This is a genomic window from Dyella sp. (assembly GCF_035685885.1).
Taxonomy (GTDB): domain Bacteria; phylum Pseudomonadota; class Gammaproteobacteria; order Xanthomonadales; family Rhodanobacteraceae; genus Dyella.
Genome location: NZ_DASRZX010000124.1, coordinates 1 through 25,918, shown reverse-complemented (window position 1 = coordinate 25,918; position 25,918 = coordinate 1). Strand labels below are relative to the sequence as shown.

The window sequence follows — 25,918 nt, the reverse complement described above, 5'->3', positions numbered from 1 at the left end:
CGCGTCGACCACGTCGAAGCCCAGGCCGAACTGCTGCGTGTGATGCATGGTGGCCAGCATCGAGAACACGCCGATGCGGTTGCCGATGAAGTTCGGCGTGTCCTTGGCGATCACCACGCCCTTGCCAAGCGCGGTGGTAAGTAATGCTTCAAGGCCTTCCACCACATTTGCGTCGGTGAGCCTGGTCGGGATCACTTCGACCAGGTGCATGTAGCGCGGCGGGTTGAAGAAATGCACGCCGCTGAAGCGATGGCGCATTTCTTCCGGCAGCGCTTCGGCGAGGCCGTTGATCGACAGGCCCGAGGTGTTGGAAGCAATCACGGCGGTCGGCGACAGGTGCGACGCGATCTTCTTGTACAGATCCAGCTTCCAGTCCATCCGTTCGGCAATCGCCTCGATCACCAGGTCCACGTCCTTCAGGTGCTCCAGATCCTCGTCGTAGTTGGCGGGGATGATCGCGCCGGCGATGGTCTTGTCGGCCAGCGGGGCAGGCGAGAGCTTCTGCAGGTTGGCGATGGCCTTCAGGGCGATGCCACTCTTGGGACCTTCCTTGGCGGCCAGGTCGAACAGCACGGTTTCGACGCCGGCGTTGGTCAGGTGCGCGGCGATCTGCGCGCCCATGACGCCAGCGCCGAGTACCGCAGCCTTGCGGATGCGCAGCGCTGCCTTGGGTGTGGATGGAGCGGTCATTGGTTTCTCCGTAGTGCGAGACACAGGAAGGTGAAACAGGTGGCCATTGCTGGCCGGGGGTATCCGGGCGCCGGGGTCTTAAGGGGATTTGAGACCGGCGGCGGCGAAGCGAATCAAGTGCTGGGCGGTCTGCTCGCGATGCGTGTGTTCCGTAACATCGCTCTTTCGCTGGATCATGCCGAAGCCGGACATCGCATGGGTCAGCGCGCCGGTGACCAGATCCACACGCCAGTACAGCTCCTCCTTGCTCAGATGGGGCAGCAGGCGGGCGAATTCGGCGGTGAACTGGCGCATGACATGGCCGTAGTTGTCCGAGAGGAACTTGCGCAGGGTGTCGTCGTGCTCGGCGAAAGCACGGGCCAGCACGCGCATGAACAGGGAGCCATTGCCATCGTGGGAAAGCTCCAGTGCAGGGGCGATGAAGGCGCCCAGCACGTCCTCGATGGTGGTGCCGGGGTCCCCGGAGATTTTCTGCAGGGCGGCCAGGCGGCGGCCGTTGAGCTGATCCAGGCGGCGACGGAACACCTCTTCGATAAGGCGGTCCTTGGAGCCGAAGTGGTAATTCACGGCAGCGAGATTCACCCCGGCGGCAGCCGTCAGCTGGCGCAGCGAGGCGCCCTCGAAGCCGTGGCGCGCGAACAGTTCCTCCGCGGCGCCGAGAATCCGCTCCTTGGTCGGCATGGAAGCACTGGAGACTGGCATGGTCCGCTACCCCGGGCAGGAATCAAACGATCGTTTGAGCATACGCGGGACGATTCAGACCCGTCAAACGGTCGTTTCAAGGGGCGCCGGAAACCCGGCACGCAGCTTGCGTATCAGGTAGAATCTGTCAAACTTTCGTGAGCTAAATCCGCATATCTAGGCCGGATTTGGCGTAAGTTCGCCGGTAACGACCGGCCCGCCCACTCAGATACCAGTTTTCCCGGAGCAGACCTCATGGCGCTGGAGCGCACCCTTTCCATCATCAAGCCCGACGCCGTTGCCAAGAACGTGATCGGCGAAATCTACGCTCGCTTCGAAAAGGCCGGCCTCAAGATCGTTGCCGCCAAGATGAAGCACCTGTCGCGCCAGGAAGCCGAAGGCTTCTATGCCGTGCACAAGGAGCGTCCGTTCTTCAAGGCGCTGGTCGAGTTCATGATCTCCGGCCCGGTGATGATCCAGGCGCTGGAAGGCGAGAACGCCGTTCTCAAGCACCGCGACCTGATGGGCGCCACCAATCCGAAGGACGCTGCGCCGGGCACCATCCGCGCCGACTTCGCCGATTCCATCGACGCCAATGCAGTGCATGGTTCCGATGCCGCCGAAACGGCTGCTGTCGAGATCGCGTACTTCTTCGCGACGACCGAAGTGCATTCACGGTAAGAAAAATGTCTGACCAGGCCATATCCACCACCACCGACAAGGTCAACCTGCTCGATTTCGATCGACAGGGGCTGCGTGATTTCTTTGCGCAGCTCGGCGAGAAGCCTTATCGCGCCGAGCAGGTGATGAAGTGGATCTACCACCGCCTGGAAGACAATTTCGAAAACATGACCGATGTCGGCAAGGCGCTTCGAGCCAAGCTCGAAGCGTCGTGCTATGTCGGTCCGCCGAAGACCCTGTTCGACAAGGGTGCCGCCGACGGCACGCACAAGTGGCTGCTCGGCATGGATGGCGGCAACGCCATCGAGGCGGTGTACATCCCGGAGCCGACCCGCGGCACGCTGTGCGTGTCCTCGCAGGTCGGTTGCGGCCTCAACTGCCAGTTCTGCTCCACCGCGACGCAGGGCTTCAACCGCAATCTGTCCACGGCCGAAGTCATCGGCCAGATGTGGGTGGCGGCCAAATACCTTGGCAACGTCACGCACCAGAACCGTCGCATCACCAACGTGGTGATGATGGGCATGGGCGAGCCGCTGCTGAACTTCGATAACGTGACCAAGGCCATGAGCCTGATGCGCGACGACCTGGGCTTCGGCCTGGCATCCAAGCGAGTCACCCTGTCGACCGCCGGCCTCGTGCCGATGATCGACAAGTTGTCGGAGACCATTGACGTGTCGCTGGCCGTGTCGTTGCACGCTGCCAACGACGAGCTGCGCACCGAGCTGGTGCCGCTCAACAAGCGCTATCCGATCGCCGAGCTGATGGCCTCATGCCAGCGCTGGCTCGATCGCAAGCCGCGCACATCGATCACCTTCGAGTACACCCTGATGAAGGGTGTCAACGACCAGCCCGAGCACGCCCGCCAGTTGATCAAGCTGATGCGTCGCATGCCCACGTGCAAGGTCAATCTGATTCCGTTCAATCCTTTTCCTGGCACGCGTTTCGAGCGCTCTGACGCCGAAACCATTCGCGCCTTCCAGACCCAGTTGCTCAATGCCAACGTGCTGACCATGCTGCGCCGCACCCGCGGTGACGACATCGATGCGGCATGTGGTCAGCTCAAAGGGCAGGTATTGGATCGCACCCGTCGCCAGGCCGAATTTCGAAAGCGTCTGGACGAAGGGGCGAGTCATGCGGCTTGATCGAATCCTGTTGAGCGCCGGCCTGGCCGCCGCCTTGGCGGGCTGCGTCACCACCACGACCACCGAGGGTGGCGCCGGCGCAACCAAGATCCCGCGCACCAGCAAGGCGGAACAGCGCCAGGAAGGTGCGCGCATCCACACGCAGCTCGGCCAGCAATACATGGAGAACGGCGACCTGCAGGATGCGATGGTCAAGCTCAACAAGGCGCTTGAGTTCGATCCGAACTACGTGCCGGCACATACCGTTCTCGCCGTGGTGTACGAGCGCATCAACGACATGCCTAACGCGGAGATGCACTACCGCAAGGCGCAGTCGCTTGCTCCCACCAAGGGTGACACCAACAACAACCTCGGCTGGTTCCTTTGCAACAGGGAAGGCAAGACCACCGAGGCCATGCCGTATTTCCAGAAGGCCGTGGCCGACCCGTTCTACCAGACGCCGTCGATTGCCTGGACCAATGCCGGCACCTGCCTCTCGCGTTCGCGGGATTTCGCCGGTGCAGAGGTGGATTTCCGCAAGGCCGTCGAAATCGACCCTCAGAACGGCGAGGCGTTGTATCAGCTCGCCAACGTGCTTTATCTTCAGAACGATGCGTTCCGCGCCCGTGCCTTCATCCAGCGATTCGATGCGCTGGGGCAGCCGAGTGCGGCGGCGCTCAAGCTTGGTCACGATATTGAAGCCAGGTTGGGCAACAAGGATGCTGCTCTCAACTACAGCAGGCGACTGCAGAGCCAATTCCCGGATTCGGAATCGGCACGCGCCCTCGACGCAACCGCAAGCCAATGACCTCTGAGCAGTCAAACAAGGCCGATAGCGGCAACCGAGAAATCCATTTCACCAACGTACCCGACACCCACATGGATACGGAACATTCCTCGTTGGACATGACGCCTGGTCGATTGGGCAGTCGTCTTCGTGCGGCACGTGAGGCCCGCGGCCTGGACGTCGAAACGTGCGGGCATGCATTGCGCCTGCCGGTGCGCGTGCTGCGCCAGATCGAAAGCAACGAGTACGGCGGCATCGACTACCAGGTTTACCTCGGTGGTTACCTCGTCAAGTACGCTCGCTACCTGGGTGTAGACGAGTCCGGGGTGAAGGCCGAGCTGGAACGCATCAAGCCCAGTCAGCCCACCTTGGTCGCGACCGGCGGCATCTCGCATTCGCGCTACCTGCTGGAGAACTACGCTCGCGCCGCCACCTACGTGGTGCTGACCGCGGCCATCGTCGTGCCGACCATCTGGCTGGGCGTGCGCGGCACGCTTGACCGCGATGTCAGCCATTTGTCCCCGTTGGATGCGGCGCCCGTCGCGCAGGTGGATGCACCCGCTCCGACGTCCTCGACGCAGACGATTCCCGCAGCGGGCAACGCGGAACCGGGCAATGCCCTGGCCAGTGCTCCCGCGAGCCAGCCGGCCGCTGCTCCGGCTGCCACGCCCGTCCAGGACCAGCAGCCGCTGATGGCCTCCATGGCGCCGTTTCCCAACCTCGGTAACGACGCGTCGCACGCCACTCCCCCTGCAGCTGCCGTCGATAGCGCCGGCAGCGGTGCGCACAGCCTGGTGTTGAGCCTGCAGAGCGCGAGCTGGGTGGAAGTAACCACCAAGGATGGCTCGCGCCTCGAATATGGCCTGCTGCCTGCCGGCAGTTCCAAGACCTACCACAGCGACCAGCCGCTGGAAGTGCGCATCGGCAACGCCAATGGCGCCCAGGTCATGCTGGATGGCCAGCCCATGGCGCTGGACAGCTATCGCCGTTCGAACGTCGCCCATTTCCGCATCGAAGTGCGCGACGGCAAGGCTCAGCCAGCTGGCGCCTAACGGCCACGCCGGACCTGTGCGGTCCGGCGCAATCGGTTATGCTTGCCCATTGTCCGCACGGCAGCGTGCGGGCCGTGGGCTGATTTCATTTTCCCGCACGACACGCACCTCGCAAGTGCTTTCGGCGTGCGGTTCCCAAGGGTGATTGCATGGCATTTGAAGCGTACGACGAATACGAACAGAGCGAACGCGTACAGCAGTGGTTGCGCCAGAACGGCCTGTCCATCGTCGTGGGTATTGCCATCGGCCTCGTCGGCATCTTTGGCTGGCAGCAGTGGAATAAGCACAAAGCCGATCACCAGGCTGAAGCGGCCAACCTTTACCAGCAGCTTTCGGTGGCCGCGGCCGCCGGCAAGAACGAGGGCGCCGACACCCTGACCGAGCGGTTGGTCAAGGATTATCCGGATACGGCTTACGCCCTGTTCGCGATGGGTGACCGTGCCCAGCGCCAGGTGCAGGCCAAGCAACTCGACAAGGCGCTGGAATCGCTGGGCTGGGCCGAGAGCCATGCCAGCGATGCCAACCTGAAGGCGCTCATGCAGCTGCGCTCGGCACGCGTGCTGCTGGCCCAGGGCAAGGGCGCCGAGGCGCTTGCCGCGCTCGATCGCATGGCGCCCAAGAGCTACGAAGGCGTCGCGCAGGAACTACGCGGCGATGTGCTGGTCAAGCTTGGGCGTCCGGACGATGCCCGCAAGGCATATGAAGCCGCCAAGGCGGCGCTGGGCGAGAACGCGCCTCAGAGCGTGCAGATGAAAATCGATGATCTGGCCGTGGCCGGGAAGCAGGGTGCATGAAACCTGAAGTGAAGAAGCACGGTGCGATGAAGCGCGTGTGCCTGATGGCGCTGACCTCGCTGGTGGTCCTCGCCGGCTGCCATTCGTTCAAGAAGGAAAACGTCCAGCCGCCGACGCCGCTGGCCAAGGATTTCAAGTCGACGGTGCAGGTCACCAAGCTGTGGACCAGCAGCGTGGGTGATGGCGCTGGCGACAGCGGCGTGCGCCTGCGTCCGGCATTCGCTGACGGCGTGCTTTACGCCTGCAGCACCGACGGCAAGGTCGCCGCGTTCGATGCCACCAGTGGCAAGACGCTGTGGACCAAGAGTTCGCGTACCCAGGGCTGGTTCGGCTGGGGTGACAAGAAGCGCGCCGATGCACTCTATGCCGGTGGTCCGGGCGTTTCCGGCGACCTGGTCGTGGTGGGTACGCTGGATGGCCACATCTATGGCATCAACGCGAAGGACGGCAGTCCGCGTTGGGAGTCGGTGGTGAATTCGGAAGTGATCTCCGCGCCGGTCATCTCCGGCAACCTGGTGATCGCCCGCACGCAGGATGGCCGCCTTTACGGCTTTGACAGCGCCACCGGCGAGCGTCGCTGGGTTTATGACCAGGACACCGTGCCGCTGCTCAGCCTGCGCGGCAATGGCCCGCTGATGGTCGCCAACGGCGTGGTGTTCTACGGCAGCGATGCCGGCAAGCTCGTGGCCCTGCGCCTGGACAACGGCGAAAAGCTGTGGGAACAGACGCTCGCCAGCGGTGAGGGCCGTACCGAAATCGATCGTCTCGCCGATGCCGATGGTGGCATCCTGCTGCAGGGCACGACGCTCTACGGCGCGGCTTACCACGGCAATCTCGCTGCGGTGGATGGTCCCAGTGGCCGCCCCCTGTGGTCGCGTCCGTTCTCCACCTTCACCTCGATCGACGTCAGCAACAACGCCCTTTACGGCGTGAACGAGGACTCGCAGGTGTGGGCGTTCGACAAGAACGGCGGCGCCGACATGTGGAAGAACGACCAGCTGAAGTATCGCTGGCTCACCGGCCCGGCCGTGCAGGGCGACTATGTCGTCGTGGGCGACCTGGAAGGCTATGTGCACTGGCTGCAGACCGGCGACGGCGCAGTGGCCGGTCGCGAGCGCCTGTCCAAGAAGGCCATTCGTGCCCAGCCGCTGGTGGTGGGCGACACTGTGTACGTCGAAGACGTGAAGGGCCGTATTGGCGCTTACCGTCTCGGCGCGCGCTGACCGCGTCCCAAGGTTGTCCCAGAGCCTGTTTGACATCTTCAGATGGCCCGCGCCGGGAGCTGTTTGCCCGCCAGCCAAGGAAGAACGAGGGAATGTATGTCGATACATGACCGAGTGATGATGCAGGATGGTGGGCAAACAGACCCGGCCCTAAGGGTTGCGCATCTGCGCCCACTAAGAAGCGGCGCGCGACTTGGCCTGACAGCCAGTCAGGCGCGGCGCCACGCTCCACTCCCTGGCGAGCGCGGATGCGCAACGCGGGTCATCAGAAGATATTAAACAGGCTCTCATCATGCTGCCCGTCGTTGCCCTGGTCGGTCGTCCCAATGTCGGTAAATCGACCCTCTTCAATGCACTGACGCGCAGCCGCGATGCCCTGGTGGCTGACATGCCGGGCGTCACGCGAGATCGTCACTATGGCGTGTGCCGCACCGGTGCACGTCCGTTCGTGGTGGTGGATACCGGCGGTCTGTCCGGCGAAGAGGAAGGCCTCGAAGGCCTGACTGCCCAGCAGGTGCGTTTGGCCATCGACGAAGCCAGCGTGCTGGTGTTCGTGGTGGACGCCCGCGACGGTCTGCTGCCGCAGGACCGCACGATCCTCGATGAGCTGCGACGCAGCGGCAAGCCGATCATCGCCGCGGTCAACAAGACCGATGGTCTGGACCTGCAGAACGCGATGGCGGAGTTCGCCGTATTCGGCATCGCCAATACGTTGCCGCTGGCTGCTTCGCACAATCGCGGCACCGAGGACCTGGTTGCATCGGCGCTCACCGTGTTGCCGGAAGACGAGCACGAGGAAATCGAGCCGGCAGATCCGGACAGCATCCGCGTGGCCATCGTTGGTCGTCCGAATGCCGGCAAGTCCACTCTGATCAATCGCCTGCTTGGCGAAGATCGCCTGATCGTTTCCAGCGTGGCCGGCACCACCCGCGACCCCATCAAGGTGTCGCTGGAGCGCGACGGTCGCAAGTACACCCTGATCGACACGGCCGGCGTGCGCCGCAAGGCCCGAGTGGAAGAGGCGGTGGAGAAGTTCAGCGTCATCAAGACGCTGCAGTCGATGGCCGCCGCGCAGGTCGTGGTGGTGATGGTCGACGCGCGCGAAAACCTCGCCGACCAGGATCTCACGCTCATCGGTCATGCCGTGGACGAGGGCCGGGCGCTGGTGATTGCCGTCAACAAGTGGGACGGCATGGACGGCTATCAGCGCGAGCAATGTGAGCGGGCGCTTGAGCGCAGGCTGCAATTCGTCGATTGGGCCAAGACAGTATTCATCTCTGCCTTGCACGGCTCTGGTCTGCGCGAATTGATGAAGGCGGTGGTGCGCGCGCATCACGCAGGGACCAAGGAGCTGAGCTCCTCAGAGCTCACCAAGACGCTCGAGATGGCCTACGAGGGCTACCAGCCACCGCTCGTTCGTGGTCATGCACCCAAATTGCGCTTTGCACATCCCGGCGGCACCAATCCGCCGACTATCGTCATCCACGGTAGCCGCACCAAGCACATCGCTCCTGCCTACCGGCGCTATCTGGAAAACTTCTTCCGCAAGCGCTACAAGCTCGAAGGCACACCGGTACGCATTGCGTTCCGCGACGGTGAAAACCCGTTCGCCGGCAAGAAGAACGTGCTGACCGACAGCCAGAAGCGCAAGCGCCAACGCATGATCCGCGAGATGAAGAAGCGCGACCGCTGATCGACGCCGTCGTTCCCTGTGGGAGCACACCCAGTGCGCGACCGCGGGGCCGAAGGTGACTATTGAATCGGTCTTCGCCAGGCAGGATGGGCGGCAGGATGCCTGGCTCTGCCGAAGGCTGATCGCGCCTAGGGTGCGCTCCTACAGGGGGCATATCACCGATTTGGAGCGCCGCCCCGGTCCGCCGTAAGCTAGTTCAATGACAAGCCTCAATCGCGACAGCTGGCTGGAGTCGCTCCGCGCCAGCGTTTCAGAGATTTCTCCCGCCGATGCCCTGGCTCGTCAGGCCCAAGGTGGCCTGCTGATCGACGTGCGCGATGACGGTGAGCGTGCCAGCGGCACGCCCGCAGGCGCCATCGGACTTTCGCGGGGCTTCCTGGAACTTCGCATCGAACAGCTTGAGGCCGACCGGCAACGCCCGATCATCGCGTTGTGCGGTAGCGGGCAGCGTTCCCTGCTGGCCGCTGAAGCGTTGCAACGGATGGGTTACCGCTCCGTTTCGTCGGTGGCTGGCGGCTTCCAGCGGTGGAAGGCGGAGGGGCTGCCCGTGGCGCTGGGCTCGTTCGACAGCGATGCCGCCGAACGCTATGCGCGCCAGCTGCAGCTGCCCCAGGTGGGCGAGGCCGGCCAGCTGAAGCTCGCTTCCGCGAAGGTGGTTCTCCTTGGCGCAGGCGGCTTGGGGGCGCCGGCTGCGCTGTATCTGGCGGCGGCCGGCGTAGGCCAGCTGACCCTGATCGACGATGATCGCGTGGAACGCTCCAACCTGCATCGGCAGGTGATCCATGCCGACGCACGGGTCGGCATGTACAAGACTGAGTCGGCGCGTATCACCCTTGCGGGCCTCAATCCCCGCGTCAGGGTCGATGTGCGCAACGAGCGACTGCAGTCCAGCAACGTGGAAGACCTGCTTGCCGGCCACGATCTGGTGATCGACGGCGCGGACAACTTCCCCGCGCGTTATCTGGTGGCGGCCGCTTCCCAGCGCCTGCGCTTGCCCATGGTTTACGGCGCCGTCGAGCGCTTCAGTGGCCAGGCCAGCGTGTTCGATCCGCGCCGCGGCGATTCACCGTGTTATCGCTGCCTGTTTCCCGAGCCGCCCTCGGCGGCAGAGGCTCCCAACTGCAGCGAGGCCGGCGTGCTGGGTGTGCTGCCCGGGATCGTGGGCCTGCTGCAGGCGACGGAGGCGCTGAAACTCATCCTGGGTATTGGCGAGCCACTGGTGGGGCGCCTGCTGATCTTCGATGCACTGGACATGCAGTTTCGCGAGATCCGTCTGCCGCGCGACCCCGGTTGCCCGGGTTGCGGCGAGCACGCCATCTTCGCGGGCTATCAGGACATTGCCGAGCTCTGCGCGTCGGCAGGCTGAATCAGGTCGGACGGCAACAGGGAGTACATCGCGGCATCCACGGGCTGGTTCGCGATGGTCAGGCGATGGCGGCCGATGCCCTCGAAATGCGCGCCGGCCTTTTCCGCGCAACGCCGGCTGGCCGTGTTGTCCACGGCGGCGATGATCTCGATGCGTTGCAGCCTCAATGCTTCAAACCCGAACGCCGCCACGGCCTTGGCCGCTCGCGGAACGATGCCCCGGCCCTGGGCCGTGCGGCGGATCCAGTAACCCATGTTCGCGCGGCGTTGGGGATGGTCGAAGTGATTGAGGCCGATGTCGCCGAGCAGACGTCCCTCGTCGTCCACGATGGCGAAGGCATAGTGCTCGCCGCCCGGCCAGCTTGACCGGCACAGCTCGACCCACGCCCTGGCGTCATCGCGCACATAGCCGGGATGGCACCACGGCAGCCAGCGGCCGACGGTGTCCAGTGATTCCACAGCCGCCTCGTAAAGCGCATCGATGTCCGAAGTTTCCCAGGGACGCAGGCGCAAGCCCGGCGCGGCCAGCTGGACAGTGGCGAGGAGGGGAGTGGTGTCGGACATGCGATGTTTGTATGCGCTCGAGTGAGCCGGGATAATACGTCTCTTTGCAGGCAGCCCCGACCATGACCGCACGCATCCTCGACGGCAAGCGCATTGCACAGGAATTGACGGACAGGATCGGGCGCCGCGTGGCCGAACGCAAGGCCAAAGGGCAGGAGGCGCCGGGACTGGCCGTGGTACTGGTTGGCGATGACGCGGCTTCGTCGGTCTATGTGCGAAACAAGCGCAAGGCCTGCCATCAGGTCGGCTTTCGCTCCTTCGATTTTGATCTTCCCTCCAGCACGACGCAGGACGAGCTGATTGCACTGATCGATCGGCTCAATGCCGATCCGGCCGTGCATGGCATCCTTGTGCAATCACCGCTACCCGATCACATCGATGAGGACGCACTGGTCGACCGCATCGATCCGGGCAAGGACGTGGACGGCTTCCAGGCTGTGAACGTGGGCCGCCTAGCGCTACGCCGCTTCGGCCTGCGTCCGTGCACGCCACGCGGCGTGATGACCTTGCTCGGCCATACCGATCGCCCCGTGCGTGGACAGCATGCGGTGGTGGTCGGCGTTTCCAATCACGTGGGTCGCCCGCTCGCACTTGAGCTGCTGATCGCCGGTTGCACCACCACCTGCTGCCACAAATTCACCCGCGATCTCGAGGGCTTCGTCCGCCAGGCTGATATCGTCATCGTGGCCGTGGGCAGGCCAGGGCTGGTCAAGGGCGAATGGATCAAGCCTGGCGCGGTGGTGATCGACGTCGGCATCAATCGCCTGGAAGACGGTCGTCTGGTGGGCGATGTGGATTTCGCCGCGGCCGCCGAGCGCGCCAGCTGGATCACGCCGGTGCCGGGTGGCGTAGGCCCCATGACCGTCGCTACGCTGCTGGAAAATACGCTGGAAGCGGCAGACGCACGCGACGTGGAGCGTCGGGCCTGAACTACGATTTTCGCCCTTGCAGGAGAGCACCCAGTGCGCAATACGCCGCGCACATTTCGCCGGTGCAGGGCTAGGGCGCTAGGGCCGCAGTGCGTGGTGACCGCTGGAACGCCGTTGTCCTGCGGTCGTCGCCGAGACGGTGAACGCGCACTGGGCGCACCCTTACAGCAGTTTCTTTCGCCTTCCGTTCATGCGACGAGTAGCAGCCCTACGACCTTCCGCGTATAATCTCCTCTTTGCAGCGGGACAAATCGCATGCGTATCCTCGCCGAGGCTCTCACCTACGACGACGTTTACCTCGTTCCGGCCCACTCGGCCGTTCTGCCACGTGACGTAGACACTTCCACGCGGCTCACCCGAAACCTGCGCCTGAACATCCCCATCGTGTCCGCCGCCATGGACACGGTGACTGAAGCCCGCCTCGCCATCACCATGGCCCAGCAGGGCGGCATGGGCATCATCCACAAGAACATGACCGCCGAGCAGCAGGCCGCCGAAGTGCGCCTGGTGAAGAAGTTCGAGGCCGGCGTCATCCGCAGCCCGATTACCGTCGGCCCCAACACTTCCATTCGCGAAGTGCTGCAGCTCACGCGCGCCAATAACATCTCCGGCGTGCCGGTGGTGGATGGCGAGAAACTGGTGGGTATCGTCACCAGTCGCGACCTGCGCTTCGAGCGCAAGCACGATGATCCGGTGCGCAACATCATGACGCGTCAGGACAAGCTTGTGACGGTCCGCGAAGGCGCCGACCAGGACGAAGTGCTGCAGTTGCTGCACAGGCACCGCATCGAGAAGGTGCTGGTGGTGAATGACGACTACCAGCTGCGTGGCCTGATCACCGTCAAGGACATCCAGAAAGCCCGGGACAACCCGAACGCCGCCAAGGATCGCCTCGAGCGCCTGGTGGTCGGCGCGGCAGTCGGCGTGGGTGGCGATACCGAGCAGCGCGTGGAAGCGCTGGTCGACGCGGGCGTCGACGTGATCGTGGTCGATACCGCGCACGGCCATTCGCAGGGCGTGATCGAGCGTGCCGGCTGGGTCAAGAAGCGCTATTCGCACGTCGAAGTCATCGCTGGCAACATCGTCACCGGAGAAGCGGCGCGTGCGTTGCTCGACGCTGGCGTTGATGCGGTTAAGGTGGGCGTGGGCCCGGGCTCCATCTGCACCACGCGCGTCGTCGCGGGCGTGGGCGTGCCGCAGATTACTGCCATCGACATGGTTGCCACCGCGTTGAAGGACGAAATTCCGCTGATCGCCGATGGCGGCATTCGCTATTCGGGCGACATCCCCAAGGCGCTGGCCGCCGGTGCGTCCACGGTGATGCTGGGCTCGATGTTTGCAGGCACCGAAGAGTCGCCGGGCGAAGTCGAGCTGTTCCAGGGCCGTTCGTACAAGAGCTACCGCGGCATGGGTTCGCTCGGCGCGATGGCGCTGGGCTCCAAGGACCGCTACTTCCAGGACGAGGCCGACGCCGACAAGCTGGTGCCGGAAGGCATCGAGGGTCGCGTGCCGTACCGCGGTCCGTTGCGCAACATCATCCACCAGCTGATCGGCGGCCTGCGCGCCTCGATGGGCTACCTGGGTGCGGCCACCGTCGAAGACGTGCGCCAGAAGGCGCAGTTCGTGAAGGTGACCAGCGCCGGCGTGACCGAAGCGCATCCGCACGACATCCAGATCACGAAGGAAGCGCCGAACTATCGGCTGAATTCGTAACGGATCCGCGCCGGCCTCATGGCCGGCGCATCGTTTCAATCGGAGCCAACGCCGTGCGCTCGCATGACGTTGGCTTCGCATTCCAGAGATTCAGATGCGGGGCAGGCCACCTGGCCCCACTCGGAGCCGGACCATGACCAATATCCATAGCGACAAAATCCTCATCCTCGATTTCGGCGCGCAGTACACCCAGCTGATCGCCCGTCGCGTGCGCGAGATCGGCGTGTATTGCGAGATCTGGGCGTGGGACCACGACCCGGCCGAGATCGCCGCGTTTGGCGCCAAGGGGATCATCCTGTCCGGTGGCCCGGAATCGACCACGCTGCCGGGTGCGCCCAAGGCGCCGCAGGAAGTGTTCGACGCGGGCCTGCCCATCCTCGGCATCTGCTACGGCATGCAGACGTTGGCTGCACAACTGGGCGGCGCCACCGAGGCGGCCGATGCGCGCGAGTTCGGCCACGCGGAAGTGGATATCGTCGCCAAGAGCCGCCTGTTCGCCGATCTCAGCGATCACGACAGCGCGCACCGTCTGGACGTCTGGATGAGCCACGGCGACCACGTGGCCAAGGCGCCGCCGGGCTTCGTCATCACCGGCACCACCGAACGCATTCCGGTCGCGGTGATGGAGAACGAGGACAAGCGCTGGTACGGCGTGCAGTTCCATCCGGAAGTGACCCACACCAAGCAGGGCGCCAACCTGCTCAAGCGTTTCGTCACGGAAATCTGTGGCTGCCAGACGTTGTGGACCGCCGCGCATATCATCGAGGACCAGATCGCCCGCGTGCGCGAGCAGGTCGGCGACGACCATGTGCTACTGGGTCTTTCAGGCGGCGTGGATTCGTCCGTGGTGGCCGCGCTGCTGCACCGGGCGATCGGCGACCAGCTGACCTGCGTGTTCGTCGACACGGGCCTGCTGCGCTGGCAGGAAGGCGACCAGGTGATGGCCACCATGGCCGAGCACATGGGCGTGAAGGTGATCCGCGTCGACGCCGCCGAGCGCTATTTCAAGGCGTTGGAAGGCGTGGCCGACCCGGAGGCCAAGCGCAAGATCATCGGCCGCCTGTTCGTGGAGATCTTCGACGAGGAATCGACCAAGGTCACCCACGCCGGCCACGGCCAGGTGAAGTGGCTGGCGCAGGGAACCATCTATCCCGACGTGATCGAGTCGGCCGGCAGCAAGACCGGCAAGGCGCACGTGATCAAGAGCCACCACAACGTGGGCGGCCTGCCGGAGCACATGAAGCTCAAGCTGGTCGAGCCGCTGCGCGAGCTGTTCAAGGACGAGGTGCGCCGCATCGGCGTGGAACTCGGTCTACCGCGCGCCATGGTCTATCGTCATCCGTTCCCGGGCCCGGGCCTGGGCGTGCGCATCCTGGGCGAAGTGAAGCCGGAATACGCCGAGCTGCTCGCCCGCGCCGATGCGATCTTTATCGAAGAGCTGCGAGCCTGGGACCTGTACGACAAAACCAGTCAGGCATTCGCGGTGTTTCTGCCCGTGAAATCGGTCGGCGTGGTGGGTGATGCCCGTGCGTATGAGTGGGTGATCGCATTGCGCGCGGTGGAGACCATCGACTTCATGACGGCCCATTGGGCGCACCTGCCGTACGAGTTTCTCGGCAAAATTTCTAATCGTATTATCAATGAGTTACGTGGTGTTTCTCGTGTTGTTTATGACATCAGCGGCAAGCCGCCCGCAACCATTGAGTGGGAATGAGCCGACTTGGCGTTGGCCGAGCGAGTAATGTCAAGAACTTGCTGTAATTTATTGATAAGCAAGGAATCGTGATGCCCCCCTCCAACGAAACCGTCGAGCTGCTGTTTTCCTACGGAACCTTGCAGCTTGAGCAGGTACAGCTGGAGTCCTTCGGGCGATTGCTGGAGGGCGAAGATGACGCCATGCCGGGCAACCGCCAGGCAATGGTGGAGATCACGGATCCGGAGGTTGTTCGCAGGAGTGGCGAACGGTTCCACCCGATCGTCGGCCCCAGCGGTGATCCTTCGGATGAAATCGCCGGCAAGGTGTTCCGGATCACCTCGGCGGAGCTGGCCGCAGCTGACCGGTACGAGGTCTCGGACTACAAGCGAGTCGCGGTGCGGCTGAAATCGGGCAAAGAGGCCTGGGTCTATATCCGGGCCTGATTGGGTGGGTCGGTATTGGTTCCCCGGTTACCAAGGCAGGGTCTCGCCAAGGCGGTTGAGGTACTTCAGCCCGCCGCGGCCGGTCTGCGCGGTCATCACATCCACCACGAGCGGAATGCTTTCGCTTATGTCCAGCGTCGCGCCTGGACCGCCCATCTCCGTGCGAACCCAGCCGGGCGCCATCAGCAGCAGCGTGCGCGCGGGCTCGGGCTGTCGGGCAGCGTAGCTGCGCATCAGCGTGTTGAGCGCAGCCTTGCTGGCACGGTAGCCCTCCCAGCCGCCATCGGTATTGTTGGCGACGCTGGCAAGCCCTGAAGACATGGCGGCGATCACGCCACCGGGCGCCACCAGCGAGTCGAAGGCTTCAATGACGCGCATCGGGCTGAGCGCATTGGTCACCATCATGCGGGTGAACGCTTCCGTGCCTAGCTGGCCGATCGTCTTGTCAGAGTCGATGGCGATGCCGGCATTGACGAACAGCAGGTCGATGGAGCGGTCGTCCAATCGCTGGCGCAAGGCCTCGATATCGCCCGTTGCGTCGATGTCGAGATGTTCGATCTCAAGCCGGTCGCCGCTCTGCGGCTGCAGTTGGTGCAGCGGCGTGCCCGAACCGCGCACGGTGGCGATGACACGCCACCCGCGCTTGAGATACTCGCTGGCCAGGGCAAGCCCCAGGCCGCGGGAGGCGCCCACGATAAGTGCCGTCTGCTGCTTCTGTTGTTCGCTGGATGTCATGGCATGGTCCGCTCGTGATCAGGAGGGGCGTTCGAAAGATCGCGCAGCACGCTTTGCAGCGTCGTTGCCGCCTTGAGGGAGCCGGCTTCGCCGTGCTCGAAAACGACCCTCTCGTTGAAGCCATCGAGCATACGCAGGCGTGCCTCAGGGTTTTGCATGCCTTGCGTGCGAAATACGTGTTTCCAACTGCGCGCAATACGAGTCCGGCCCGTACCGGTTCGCTGGAGAGGTGAAATCGCTGGCTGGGGAATGACCGGCAGTGACGCGTTAGAATGACGCTCTGCGCGTGCTGCCCTGATTTCCTTGATGACCGACCAGACCCCGTTTTCCGCCCCGTCCTTTTCCGAGGAAGACGACCGCTACATGCGTCGCGCGCTTCAGTTGGCGGGGCATGCGCGTGATGCAGAGAACGAAGTGCCCGTGGGCGCGTTGCTGGTCCTGGACGGTGAAATCATCGGGCTCGGCTGGAACCGCAACATCACGCTCAATGATCCTACGGCCCACGCCGAGATCATGGCGCTTCGTGCCGCGGGCGAAAAAGTGTCGAACTACCGCATGCCCGGTGCCACCCTTTACGTGACGCTGGAACCGTGTGCGATGTGTGCCATGGCACTGGTGCACGCACGCGTTGGTCGCGTGGTCTACGGAGCCACCGATCCGAAGACGGGGGCTGCCGGTAGCGTGTTCGATACCCTCATTTCAGATCGGCACAATCATCGCGTGCTGGTCGAGGGCGGCCTGCTGGCCGATGACGCCTCCCTCATGCTGCGCGAGTTTTTCCGCGCACGTCGCTGACGCTCAATGTGCGCGTGAGCGCCAGTAGGGCTTGAGCCGGTCGAGTGCCGCCAGTGATTGCGTGGCGTCCTTCGATGCATCGTAGGCGGTCTGCCTTGCCCAGCGACGCACGGGCTTGATGGCTTGCCGGTCGTCGGGCGCCAGCGACGCGATCAGCTCGCGGCCCATCATGCGGTCATGGGCGAGCCCCAGGTGGGTTTGCAGGTCGGCGAGTTGCTTGAGCCATGCCGTCGTCGCCTGCTTCGGAAACGCATGCTGATAAAGCTCGATGGAATACCGCAGCTTCTTGGTGGCGGTGCGCAGCCGATGAAGCCTTTTCTGGCCGCCATCGAGCTTGGCCGCGCGCTTCAACAGCACTCCGTAGCGCCTCTCTATCGCACCGGCAGCGAGCTTCTTCATCATGCTGTCGCTGGGTGGCTCGACGGATGCCGCCCAATGGCGCCATGCACGCAATGGCACCGTGAGGGAGTGTTTCTTCAAGGCGATGACAGCCTGTTGGTGCGCCTGTTGCTGCTGATCCACCAACTTGGCGGGAAGTTTTTCAGCGACGGCGTCGTGGTCCTTTTTCTCCAGGAAGCCACGCAGCGTTTCTTCCAGCAGAATGTCGATATCCCGGCTCTGCCCGGTGGCTTCGCGGGCGGTGCGCAGATAGGCATGCACGTCGTGCAGGTCATCGTCGGACCAGCGGGCGACATCCTTCAGCGTGGCGGTGATCCGGCGAAGATTGACGCGCCAGGCGTGGATCAATTTTGCGTCGTAGGGTCCGTCAAGCAGCCGCTTGCGCGCTTCCACCGCCTTGGCGAAATAGCCGTCCAAAGCCTGGTGAATGCGATCGAAAGAAGAGTCGCCGTGACGTGATCCGGAGCGCACGGGCGTAGCGCGCGAAGACTCGGTGTGCAGTTGCCTGGCACTCATGGAGCGGGATCCATGACGACGGGATGTCTACTCTGCATCAAATTGTCATGAAGCGCGAGCGGCACTGCGCCACGGTTGGTCAGGCGATGAAGGCCAGTGCGTCTGCGCAGGGCTGTTCTACCTTCAGGCTGAGCAGCGGGTCGGCCCGTGTTCGGCCAAGATTGATGGCAGCGACGGGCTTGCCTTTCTTCGACGCCGCGGCTACGAAGCGATAGCCCGAGAACACCATGAGCGATGACCCCACCACTAGCACGCCGTCCGCCTCGTTCAGAGATGTGACGGCGGCGTCAACGCGTTCGCGAGGCACGTTTTCGCCGAAGAACACCACGTCCGGTTTGAGAATGCCGCCGCAAGCCGGGCAGGGTGGAACATCGAACCGCGAGAAATCCTGGTTCTCCAGATCGGCATCACCATCGGGCGCATCGCCGGCATCCAGCAAGACCCAATCAGGATTGCGTTCGATAAGTGCGAGTTGGAACGCGTGGCGGGGCAGCCGGTGCGTGCAATTCATGCAGCGCACTTCGTCGAGCCGGCCATGCAGGTCGATCACGCGGCGATGTCCCGCCGCCTGGTGCAGGCCATCGACATTCTGCGTCAGCAGCATGGTCGTGCGGCCCTGTTGCTCAAGTCGGGCCAATGCATGGTGCGTGGCGTTCGGGCGGGCCTTCCCGAAACGCTGCCAGCCGACCAGGCTGCGTGCCCAGTAACGCTGACGCGTTAGCTGCTCACCCATGAAAGCCTGATACGTCACCGGCTGCGGGCGTTTCCAGCCACCATTGTTGTCGCGATAGTCGGGAATGCCCGAGTCCGTGCTGCAGCCGGCGCCCGTGAGCACGAACAGGCGCGGGTGCTGCTCGATGAAGTGGCGGAGATTCTCGTGGTCGAGCGCGAGCGAAGCGGAATGGTCTTCCGCCGTGCGCTCGATGGGCGAGGCATCAGGCAGCTGCACGAACCTGCAACTCCTCGATCGCCGCGGCGATGCGTTGTGGACTGTCGACCTGCGCGACGCGCGAGGCGTGATCGATGAAATCCGAATCGGCCTCATGGGCCCAGGTGACGTGGTAGGGCATGTAGACACCCCAGCCGCCGAGATGCACCACGGGCGCGATATCCGAGCGCAGCGAATTGCCGACCATGGCGAATTGCCGTGGCGCGAGATTGAATTCGCCGAGCACGCGGCGATAGGCGCGATCGTCTTTTTCCGAGACGATTTCGATGCGATGGAACAAGTCGGCCAGGCCGCTGCTGGCGACTTTCTGTTCCTGGTGGAAAAGATCGCCCTTGGTGATCAGCACGACGCGGTGGCGCGATGCCACGGCTTCCACCGCTTCGCGGATGCCTGGAAGCAGTTCCACGGGATGCGCCAGCACGTTCTTGCCGATGGCGATGATGCGATGCAGGTCGTTCGCCGAGATACGCGACTGCGTGATCTCGATCGCCGCTTCCAGCATCGACAGCGTCATGCCCTTGGCGCCATAGCCGAACAGCAGGATGTTGCGACGCTCGGTAGCGAGCAGTCGGTCGCGAAGCCCGGCGTTGCCTAGGTCGACATAGTTGCCGATAACCTGCTCGAACTCATCGTGCGCGGACTGATAGAAACCCTCGCTGTGCCATAGCGTATCGTCGCCGTCGAAACCTACCAGCTCAATCACGTGGAATACCTGCCTGTTTGTGATGGATATCGTGCACGTCCGCCTAAGCCATTTTCCTGGAAACGGGGGACTCGCCACAGCCATCAGCGACGACTTCCTCGCGCGTTCCTCGCGCGCGCATGCGCGTGTGCGGGTTCCAGATGTGGGTTGGTGCCGTGATTTGCAATAGCAGGCGACACGCCGATGCGGTGGCTTCCGGTGATCGCCGGAACCGATGCTAGGATGCGCCCCGTCGAGCGCGCTGACGGCGCCTTCCGCAATTTCACGGCAACGATTCAGGTGGCTATGCGCGCACGCATCGAAGATGTGGCCAGGGTCGCGGGGGTGTCCCCCAAGACCGTTTCGCGGGTGCTCAATGACGAACCCAACGTCCGCGAGGACACGCGCCTGCGTATCCTGCAGGCCGTGAGGTCGCTGGATTATCGCCCGCACCCATCCGCGCGGAGCCTGGCGTCCAATCGCTCGTTTCTGGTGGCGCTGCTGTATGACAACCCGTCGCCCAGCTACATGATGGAAGTGCAGGATGGCGTGCTCGAAGCCTGCGAGGCGCAACGCTACAGCGTCATGCTGCAGCCATTGGACGCGACGGGGCCGCGCTTCCTGGAGCAGGTGGAGCAGCTCATTTCCGAGCGACGCCTGGATGGCCTTATTCTCACTCCGCCCATCAGTGACCACGCACCATTGCTGCGCCGGCTTCGCGAACTGGGTACGCCATTCGCCTGCGTCGCGCCGCGTGATCGCAATTGTGCCGGCGTGGTACTCGACGAGCGGCGAGCGGCCTGCGAGATGGTGGTGCACCTGGCGTCGCTGGGACACCAGCGGATCGGACACATCATTGGCCATCCAGACCACGGCGCATCCATCTGGCGTCTGGACGGCTATCGCGATGGTCTGGCGCAAAGTGGATTGCAGTACGACGCCAGACTGGTGGTGCAAGGACAGTTCTCGTTCGACTCAGGCGTTGTCGCTGCGCGCGCCATGCTGGCGTTGCCATTGCCACCCACGGCGATCTTCGCGGCTAACGACGACATGGCGGCTGGCGTGATCTGGGCGGCAAACGAAGCGGGGCTCGCTGTTCCGCGCGATTTGTCGGTTTGCGGGTTCGACGACACGCCCTTGTCCCGGCAGATCTGGCCGTCGCTGACCACCATTCATCAGCCGTGCCGTGACATGGGGCGCATCGCGGCCAACCAGTTGTTGCGTGCGATTCGTGACGGCGAAGGCGCGATGGTTTCGGCGAAATTTGCCCTGTGCCTGCGTGGTTCGACGGCGCGTGTCCCCGGCCGACCTGCGAAGGAGCACGCGCTTGGCCTGTAGCTCGACTTGTTGCGACGCAAAATGACAGCGCTGTCATTTATGGCATGCTGAACGAACGGCGGCTCTGGGGAGTCGCATCACGCTTGTCGGGGAGAGCACCTTGTCGCTGCCTGTTCGTCGTTTGCGCCAGATGTCGACCGTTCTTGTCACGGCGCTGCTGAGCCTGCTGGGCGGCGGTGCCGCCGCAGCCGGCGACGCCACCGTGCATCCGGACCCATGGCCGCGCGCCACCTGGCCGCTGGGCAAGGACGCCGCGCTTGAGCAGCGCGTGGCGACGCTCATGTCGAAGATGTCCGTCGAGGAGAAGGTCGGCCAGTTGATCCAGGCCGACATCCTCAGCGTGACTCCCGAAGACGTTCGCAAGTATCGCCTCGGCTCCATCCTCGCCGGCGGCAATTCCAAACCCGATGGGCGTTTGCTCGCCAATGCGGAGCAATGGAAGGCACTGGCCGATGCGTTCCATCGTGCCGCCATGGATACCAGCGGCGGCCACGTCGCCATCCCGTTGTTGTTTGGTGTGGATGCGGTGCATGGCCACAACGGCACGGTCGGTGCCACGCTGTTTCCGCAGAACTCGGCGCTGGGCGCCACGCGTGATCCGGAACTGATGCGCGAGATCGGCGAAGCGACTGCCGAGGAAGTGCGCGCTACCGGCCTCAACTGGACATTCGCACCGGCGCTTTCGGTGCCGCAGGACGTTCGCTGGGGACGCTCGTACGAAGGCTATTCACAGGACCCCACGATCGTAGCGAGCTATGCCGCTGCCACCGTCGAAGGCCTGCAGGGCAAGGTAGGCACGCCGCAGTTCCTGGATGGCATGCACGTGGTTGCGTCGGCCAAGCATTTCCTGGCCGACGGCGGCACGAAGGATGGCAGGGACCAGGGCGACGCGCAGATCAGCGAGGAAGTGCTGCGCACCGTGCATGCAGCGGGTTACCCGCCGGCCATCGATGCCGGCGTGCAGACCATCATGGCGTCGTTCTCCAGCTGGAACGGCCAGAAGATGCACGGCAACAAGGGGCTGCTTACCGATGTGCTGAAGACCCACATGGATTTCCAGGGTTTCGTGGTCGGCGACTGGAACGCCCATGGCCAGGTGCCGGGTTGCAGCAACGACGATTGCCCGGCATCCATCAACGCCGGGATGGACATGCTGATGGCGCCAGACAGCTGGCGCGGCCTCTACGACCACACGCTGGCCGAGGTGAAGTCCGGCAAGATCCCTATGGATCGCGTAAACGATGCGGTCGCCCGCATTCTGCGCGTGAAGTTTCGTGCAGGTCTGTTCGAGGCGGGATTGCCTTCGGCCAATCCGCTCGCGATGAAGTCGGCTGAGGTAGTCGGCAGCGCCGGGCATCGCGCCATCGCGCGTCGCGCGGTGCGCGAGTCGCTGGTGCTGCTGAAGAACAATGGCGGCGTGTTGCCGGTTGATCCGCGCAAGCATGTCCTCGTGGCAGGTGATGGCGCGGACAATATTTCGCGCCAGAGCGGCGGCTGGACGCTTACCTGGCAGGGCGCGGGTCTCAAGAACGAAAACTTCCCTGGTGCGCAATCGATTGGCGCCGGCATCGCCGAGCAGGTGAAGGCCGCGGGCGGCACGGTGGAGATCGCAGCCGACGGGCGTCATGCGGGCAAGCCCGATGTGGCCATCGTGGTGTTCGGAGAGGATCCGTATGCCGAGTTCCAGGGCGATATTCCCAACCTGATGTACCGGCCCGGCGACGAGCACGATCTTGAATTGATCCGTCACCTGCGCGGCGAAGGCATCCCCGTCGTTGCCGTGTTCCTCAGTGGCCGGCCGCTGTGGGTCAACCGCGAGATCAACGCGGCCGATGCATTCGTGGCGGCATGGCTGCCGGGCAGCGAAGGCGGCGGCGTCGCCGATGTGTTGCTGCGCACCCGTGATGGCCGCGTTGCGCACGATTTCCACGGCAAGCTTTCGTATGCGTGGCCGAGCACAGCCGTTCACGGGCAGGGCGCGCCGCAGTTTCCGCTGGGCTTTGGCCTCACTTATGCGGATACGAAGCCGCTGACGGCGTTGTCCGAAGTGTCGGGCATCACTGGCGAACAGATTCCCGTGGGCAACTACCTTGAGCGCGGCAAGGCCGTGCACGGCTATGCGTTCACGCTGGTCGGTGCGGACGGAGCGTCCGTGCCGGGCGATGTGTCGCCGGCGGGTACGAGCGACGGCGGCTTGCGCATGACGGCGCTCGATTACAAGGCGCAGGAAGACGCGCGCCGGTTCGCGTGGAGCAAGGATCAGGCGCGGCTGTCGGTCCGGGCGCGTGCACCGATGGATCTCGATCGCGAAACCAACGGCGACGTGCTGCTGGTGACGACGGTCCGCGTGGATGCCTTGCCTGATCGGGAAGCGTGGGTAGGCATGGGCTGCGGCAAGGGTTGCGAAGGACGCGTCGAACTTGGTCCGCAACTTGCGAAGCTCGCGCAGGGAGCATGGGTACGCATTGGCGTGCCGCTGAAATGCTTCCGCAAGGCCGGAGCCGACATGCATCGCATCGAGCAGCCGTTCAACTGGGGAGCAGGCAAGGGCGCCGAGTTGTCCATCGCCCGGGTCGCCCTGGGTACGGACGTCGACCAGGTGATGGAGTGCGCCAAGTAACTGGTGCGGGAAAGAGCGGACCATGCGGGATGCGTGGAGCAGGTTTCGGTGCGGCATGTTGGTCACGGACGTCAAGACGTCTATATGCACTGCATCAAAAATGAAGTCACGGAAGACGCCCAGTTTGGCTGGAGTCAGCTGTAGCAAGGTTTCGCGGTATGCGATGGATGTGCTGCCTTGCGTCAAGCTTCTGCCGGGCAACGGGACTATGATCGCGCCATGACAGCGCTGTCATCGTAAGTGACAGCGCTGTCATTGAGGATCGGGAAAACAAGCGCGGCCTCGTCGAGGGGCGAAGGCCGCACCATTATCCGAACGATTTGGAGGGGAAGCTAAATGAAGCTGCGCTACTCGGCTTTGTACGTCGCCATGTCACTTGTGCTTGCGCCGGGCGCGGCGTTGGCCGCGGACCAGGATGCGTCACCGCAGAACTCGAACCAGGGCCCGGCCCAGGTCGAGAAGAAGGTCAAGCAGCTGGACGCGATCGAGGTCAGTGCGACCAAGCGCGAAACGCCGCTGCAGAAGACGCCGGTGGCCGTCAGCGCCATCACGCCGGACACGCTCGACAAAGAGCGCGTGATGACCGTGCAGGACCTGACCAAGCTGGTGCCGGGGCTGCAGGGCACGTCGCAAGGCGACCACGGCGTGGTCACGATGACCCTGCGCGGTATCGGCAACGACAGCGCCAAGACCGAGTACGCGGACCCGGAAGTGGCCACGTTTGTCGATGGCGTGTATTCGGCGCGCGCGGAAGCCGCCTCCGGCCTGTTGCTGGACATGGATGGCGTGGAAGTGCTGCGCGGTCCGCAGGGCACGCTGTGGGGTCGCAACTCCACCGCCGGTGCGATCAGCTTCCAGACGGCCAAGCCGGACATCGGCGCGGGCTTCTATGGCAACGCGCAGATCGATGCGGGCAACTACAACCAGATGGGCGCGCGCGCCGCGGTGAACCTGCCGATCAGTAATACGTTCGCCATGCGCGTCGCGGTTGTCCACGAGCAGCACGACGGCTACGTGGATTACCAGAACCCGGGATCGCAGTTGCCTTCCGTGGCGCAGCAGCAGGCCGCCTATCTTGCGTCCGGCGGTACGGCCGCCAACTTCCGCCCGATCGACCCGAGCGTGTATGTGCAGGGCGGCGACAAGTACAACTCGCAGGACCAGTCCGCCGCGCGCGTGAGCGCACTGTGGCAGCCGAGCGAAGCGTTCAAGTGGAACCTCTCGTACGAGTACTTCATCGATCGCGGCACGCCTGACATGAGCCTCATGCAGACGCCGCGCCAGGGCCAGGATTTCTGGTCCGCGCTGATCGATACGGCGCCGTACCTCAATCGCAATTCCGGCACGTTCCGCAGCCGCATGGACTGGAACATCAACGACGGCATGCAGCTCAGCTACGTAGCGGGCTACAACCGCTTTTCGGGCAAGAGCCAGTTCGACCAGGACTCCGGCGTGCAGGTGCCGACCAGCTTCTCCACTGGAGCTGCGAACCAGAACGATCGCACCAACTCTTCCAACTACAAGAGCTACAGCCACGAAATCGACCTGCGTTCGGTCGGCCAGCAGACGCTCGACTGGATCGTTGGTGCGTACTACGGCTACGAAGACAACAACATCCGCTTCGACATCCCGATCATGAACGGCACGCAGTACGGTTCCGTGTCCTGGCAGGGCTCCTTCATCCAGCCGAAGGAAACCGTGGATTCGAAGGCCGTATTCGGCCAGGCGACGTGGCACATGTCCGATCACTGGCGCCTGACCGGTGGCGTACGCTGGTCCGACGACGAGAAGAAGAACATCGATGGCCGCGGCTGGGGCTGGGACTACGACTCGACCGTGCCGCAGGTGCCGATTGCGCCCAGCACCTATCCGAGCGCGGCCACCGGCTTCGCCGTGTCGACCTACAACGATGCCAAGTACAGCGATGATGAAGTCACTTGGCTGGGCCGCATCGACACCGACGTTGGCGAAAACGGCTTGCTGTACGGCAGCATCTCCACCGGCTACAAGTCGGGCGGCACGCAGGACGCCGGCACGCTGTACAAGCCCGAGAAACTGACCAACTACGAAATCGGCGCGAAGTTCGCCTTCCTCGATGGTCACATGACGTGGAACAGCGCGCTGTACTACGAAGACTTCAAGGACTTCCAGCTGTCCGCGCCGATCACCTATCCGGATGGCAACCGCGGCCTGGGCTTCAACAATGTCGGCGGCAGCACCAAGGTCATCGGCTTTGAATCCGAAGTGGCCTACCAGCAGCAGGATGACCGCGCCAACTTCGTGCTGTCCTACATCCCGAAGAAGGAACTCGGCACGCTGCTCTACGCCGGCAGCAACGATTACCAGGGCTTGCCGGCATGTGCGCCGACGTCGGGTATCAGCAACTGCATGGACGTCACGGGCAACGATCTGCCGCATGCGCCGACGTTCTCGCTCACGGCCATCTACGAGC

24 protein-coding genes are annotated in these 25,918 nt (G+C 63.9%); 16 read left to right on the top strand and 8 right to left on the bottom strand.

Going from position 1 to position 25,918, the window contains the following annotated elements:
• Both VFG49_RS14640 and VFG49_RS14635 read right to left on the bottom strand, forming a co-directional pair.
• On the bottom strand, window positions 1–690 hold a 690-nt coding region (locus VFG49_RS14640), incomplete at its 3' end, for a 3-hydroxyacyl-CoA dehydrogenase family protein (protein WP_324861773.1).
• A gap of 78 nt (window positions 691–768) precedes the next feature.
• Entirely contained in the window at window positions 769–1,392 is a 624-nt protein-coding gene (locus tag VFG49_RS14635) for a TetR/AcrR family transcriptional regulator (protein ID WP_324861771.1), read from the bottom strand.
• Between the two features lie 234 nt (window positions 1,393–1,626).
• Here VFG49_RS14635 and ndk point away from each other — a divergent pair, with 234 nt between their 5' ends.
• The 8 genes from ndk to moeB all read left to right on the top strand — a co-directional run bounded on the left by ndk (window position 1,627) and on the right by moeB (window position 10,088).
• The gene (gene ndk, locus VFG49_RS14630) at window positions 1,627–2,052 is read left to right on the top strand and encodes a nucleoside-diphosphate kinase (RefSeq protein ID WP_324861770.1); all 426 of its coding nucleotides are present in this window, start codon (window positions 1,627–1,629) and stop codon (window positions 2,050–2,052) included.
• A 5-nt stretch (window positions 2,053–2,057) separates the two neighbouring features.
• A complete protein-coding gene (rlmN, locus tag VFG49_RS14625; RefSeq protein ID WP_324861768.1) occupies window positions 2,058–3,194 on the top strand; it encodes a 23S rRNA (adenine(2503)-C(2))-methyltransferase RlmN in 1,137 nt (378 codons plus the stop codon).
• The gene (gene pilW / locus VFG49_RS14620) at window positions 3,184–3,981 is read left to right on the top strand and encodes a type IV pilus biogenesis/stability protein PilW (RefSeq protein WP_324861766.1); all 798 of its coding nucleotides are present in this window, start codon (window positions 3,184–3,186) and stop codon (window positions 3,979–3,981) included. The genes rlmN and pilW overlap by 11 nt, the downstream gene beginning before the upstream one ends.
• Window positions 3,978–5,012 carry a helix-turn-helix domain-containing protein gene (locus VFG49_RS14615; protein WP_414649142.1) on the top strand — a complete coding sequence of 345 codons (1,035 nt, stop codon included), beginning with the start codon at window positions 3,978–3,980 and terminating at the stop codon, window positions 5,010–5,012. The genes pilW and VFG49_RS14615 overlap by 4 nt, the downstream gene beginning before the upstream one ends.
• Window positions 5,013–5,161: 149 nt before the next feature.
• On the top strand, window positions 5,162–5,806 hold the full coding sequence (locus tag VFG49_RS14610) for a tetratricopeptide repeat protein (protein WP_324861762.1): 645 nt from the start codon (window positions 5,162–5,164) through the stop codon (window positions 5,804–5,806).
• On the top strand, window positions 5,803–7,029 hold the full coding sequence (gene bamB / locus VFG49_RS14605; RefSeq protein WP_324861760.1) for an outer membrane protein assembly factor BamB: 1,227 nt from the start codon (window positions 5,803–5,805) through the stop codon (window positions 7,027–7,029). Before VFG49_RS14610 ends, bamB begins: the two co-directional genes overlap by 4 nt.
• A 292-nt stretch (window positions 7,030–7,321) precedes the next feature.
• On the top strand, window positions 7,322–8,722 hold the full coding sequence (gene der, locus VFG49_RS14600; RefSeq protein WP_324861758.1) for a ribosome biogenesis GTPase Der: 1,401 nt from the start codon (window positions 7,322–7,324) through the stop codon (window positions 8,720–8,722).
• A gap of 199 nt (window positions 8,723–8,921) precedes the next feature.
• On the top strand, window positions 8,922–10,088 hold the full coding sequence (moeB, locus tag VFG49_RS14595) for a molybdopterin-synthase adenylyltransferase MoeB (RefSeq protein ID WP_324861756.1): 1,167 nt from the start codon (window positions 8,922–8,924) through the stop codon (window positions 10,086–10,088).
• Here moeB and VFG49_RS14590 read toward each other — a convergent pair.
• Complete coding sequence (locus VFG49_RS14590; protein WP_324861754.1) at window positions 10,052–10,651, bottom strand: GNAT family N-acetyltransferase; 600 nt, start codon at window positions 10,649–10,651, stop codon at window positions 10,052–10,054. The genes moeB and VFG49_RS14590 overlap by 37 nt on opposite strands.
• Window positions 10,652–10,713: 62 nt before the next feature.
• On the opposite strand from VFG49_RS14590, the gene folD reads away from it, so the two are divergent.
• From folD to VFG49_RS14570, 4 genes are all read left to right on the top strand, one after another.
• Window positions 10,714–11,580, top strand: a complete 867-nt coding sequence (folD, locus tag VFG49_RS14585) for a bifunctional methylenetetrahydrofolate dehydrogenase/methenyltetrahydrofolate cyclohydrolase FolD (protein ID WP_324861753.1) — start codon at window positions 10,714–10,716, stop codon at window positions 11,578–11,580.
• Window positions 11,581–11,835: 255 nt separating this feature from the next.
• Complete coding sequence (gene guaB, locus VFG49_RS14580) at window positions 11,836–13,293, top strand: IMP dehydrogenase (protein WP_324861751.1); 1,458 nt, start codon at window positions 11,836–11,838, stop codon at window positions 13,291–13,293.
• 133 nt (window positions 13,294–13,426) lie between these two features.
• Window positions 13,427–15,007, top strand: a complete 1,581-nt coding sequence (gene guaA / locus VFG49_RS14575) for a glutamine-hydrolyzing GMP synthase (RefSeq protein WP_324861749.1) — start codon at window positions 13,427–13,429, stop codon at window positions 15,005–15,007.
• Window positions 15,008–15,078: 71 nt separating this feature from the next.
• Window positions 15,079–15,432, top strand: coding sequence for a gamma-glutamylcyclotransferase family protein (locus VFG49_RS14570; protein WP_324861747.1), 354 nt, complete (start codon window positions 15,079–15,081; stop codon window positions 15,430–15,432).
• A gap of 27 nt (window positions 15,433–15,459) precedes the next feature.
• On the opposite strand, the gene VFG49_RS14565 is transcribed toward VFG49_RS14570, so the two are convergent.
• Entirely contained in the window at window positions 15,460–16,167 is a 708-nt protein-coding gene (locus VFG49_RS14565) for an SDR family NAD(P)-dependent oxidoreductase (RefSeq protein WP_324861745.1), read from the bottom strand.
• Window positions 16,164–16,325, bottom strand: a complete 162-nt coding sequence (locus VFG49_RS14560) for a hypothetical protein (RefSeq protein WP_324861743.1) — start codon at window positions 16,323–16,325, stop codon at window positions 16,164–16,166. The genes VFG49_RS14565 and VFG49_RS14560 overlap by 4 nt, the downstream gene beginning before the upstream one ends.
• Window positions 16,326–16,473: 148 nt before the next feature.
• Between VFG49_RS14560 and tadA the strand changes: the two genes are divergently transcribed.
• Window positions 16,474–16,962: a tRNA adenosine(34) deaminase TadA gene (tadA, locus tag VFG49_RS14555; RefSeq protein WP_324861741.1), complete on the top strand. Its 489-nt coding sequence runs from the start codon at window positions 16,474–16,476 to the stop codon at window positions 16,960–16,962.
• Between the two features lie 3 nt (window positions 16,963–16,965).
• Here tadA and VFG49_RS14550 read toward each other — a convergent pair whose 3' ends face one another.
• The 3 genes from VFG49_RS14550 to VFG49_RS14540 all read right to left on the bottom strand — a co-directional run bounded on the left by VFG49_RS14550 (window position 16,966) and on the right by VFG49_RS14540 (window position 19,529).
• Window positions 16,966–17,877 carry a CHAD domain-containing protein gene (locus tag VFG49_RS14550; RefSeq protein ID WP_324861739.1) on the bottom strand — a complete coding sequence of 304 codons (912 nt, stop codon included), beginning with the start codon at window positions 17,875–17,877 and terminating at the stop codon, window positions 16,966–16,968.
• A 79-nt stretch (window positions 17,878–17,956) separates the two neighbouring features.
• Window positions 17,957–18,802 carry an NAD-dependent protein deacetylase gene (locus VFG49_RS14545; protein WP_324861775.1) on the bottom strand — a complete coding sequence of 282 codons (846 nt, stop codon included), beginning with the start codon at window positions 18,800–18,802 and terminating at the stop codon, window positions 17,957–17,959.
• A gap of 10 nt (window positions 18,803–18,812) precedes the next feature.
• Entirely contained in the window at window positions 18,813–19,529 is a 717-nt protein-coding gene (locus VFG49_RS14540; RefSeq protein WP_324861737.1) for an HAD family hydrolase, read from the bottom strand.
• A gap of 222 nt (window positions 19,530–19,751) precedes the next feature.
• Between VFG49_RS14540 and VFG49_RS14535 the strand changes: the two genes are divergently transcribed.
• The 3 genes from VFG49_RS14535 to VFG49_RS14525 all read left to right on the top strand — a co-directional run.
• Window positions 19,752–20,846, top strand: coding sequence for a LacI family DNA-binding transcriptional regulator (locus VFG49_RS14535; RefSeq protein WP_324861735.1), 1,095 nt, complete (start codon window positions 19,752–19,754; stop codon window positions 20,844–20,846).
• Between the two features lie 130 nt (window positions 20,847–20,976).
• A complete protein-coding gene (locus VFG49_RS14530) occupies window positions 20,977–23,466 on the top strand; it encodes a glycoside hydrolase family 3 protein (protein ID WP_324861733.1) in 2,490 nt (829 codons plus the stop codon).
• A gap of 336 nt (window positions 23,467–23,802) precedes the next feature.
• On the top strand, window positions 23,803–25,918 hold a 2,116-nt coding region (locus tag VFG49_RS14525), incomplete at its 3' end, for a TonB-dependent receptor (protein ID WP_324861731.1).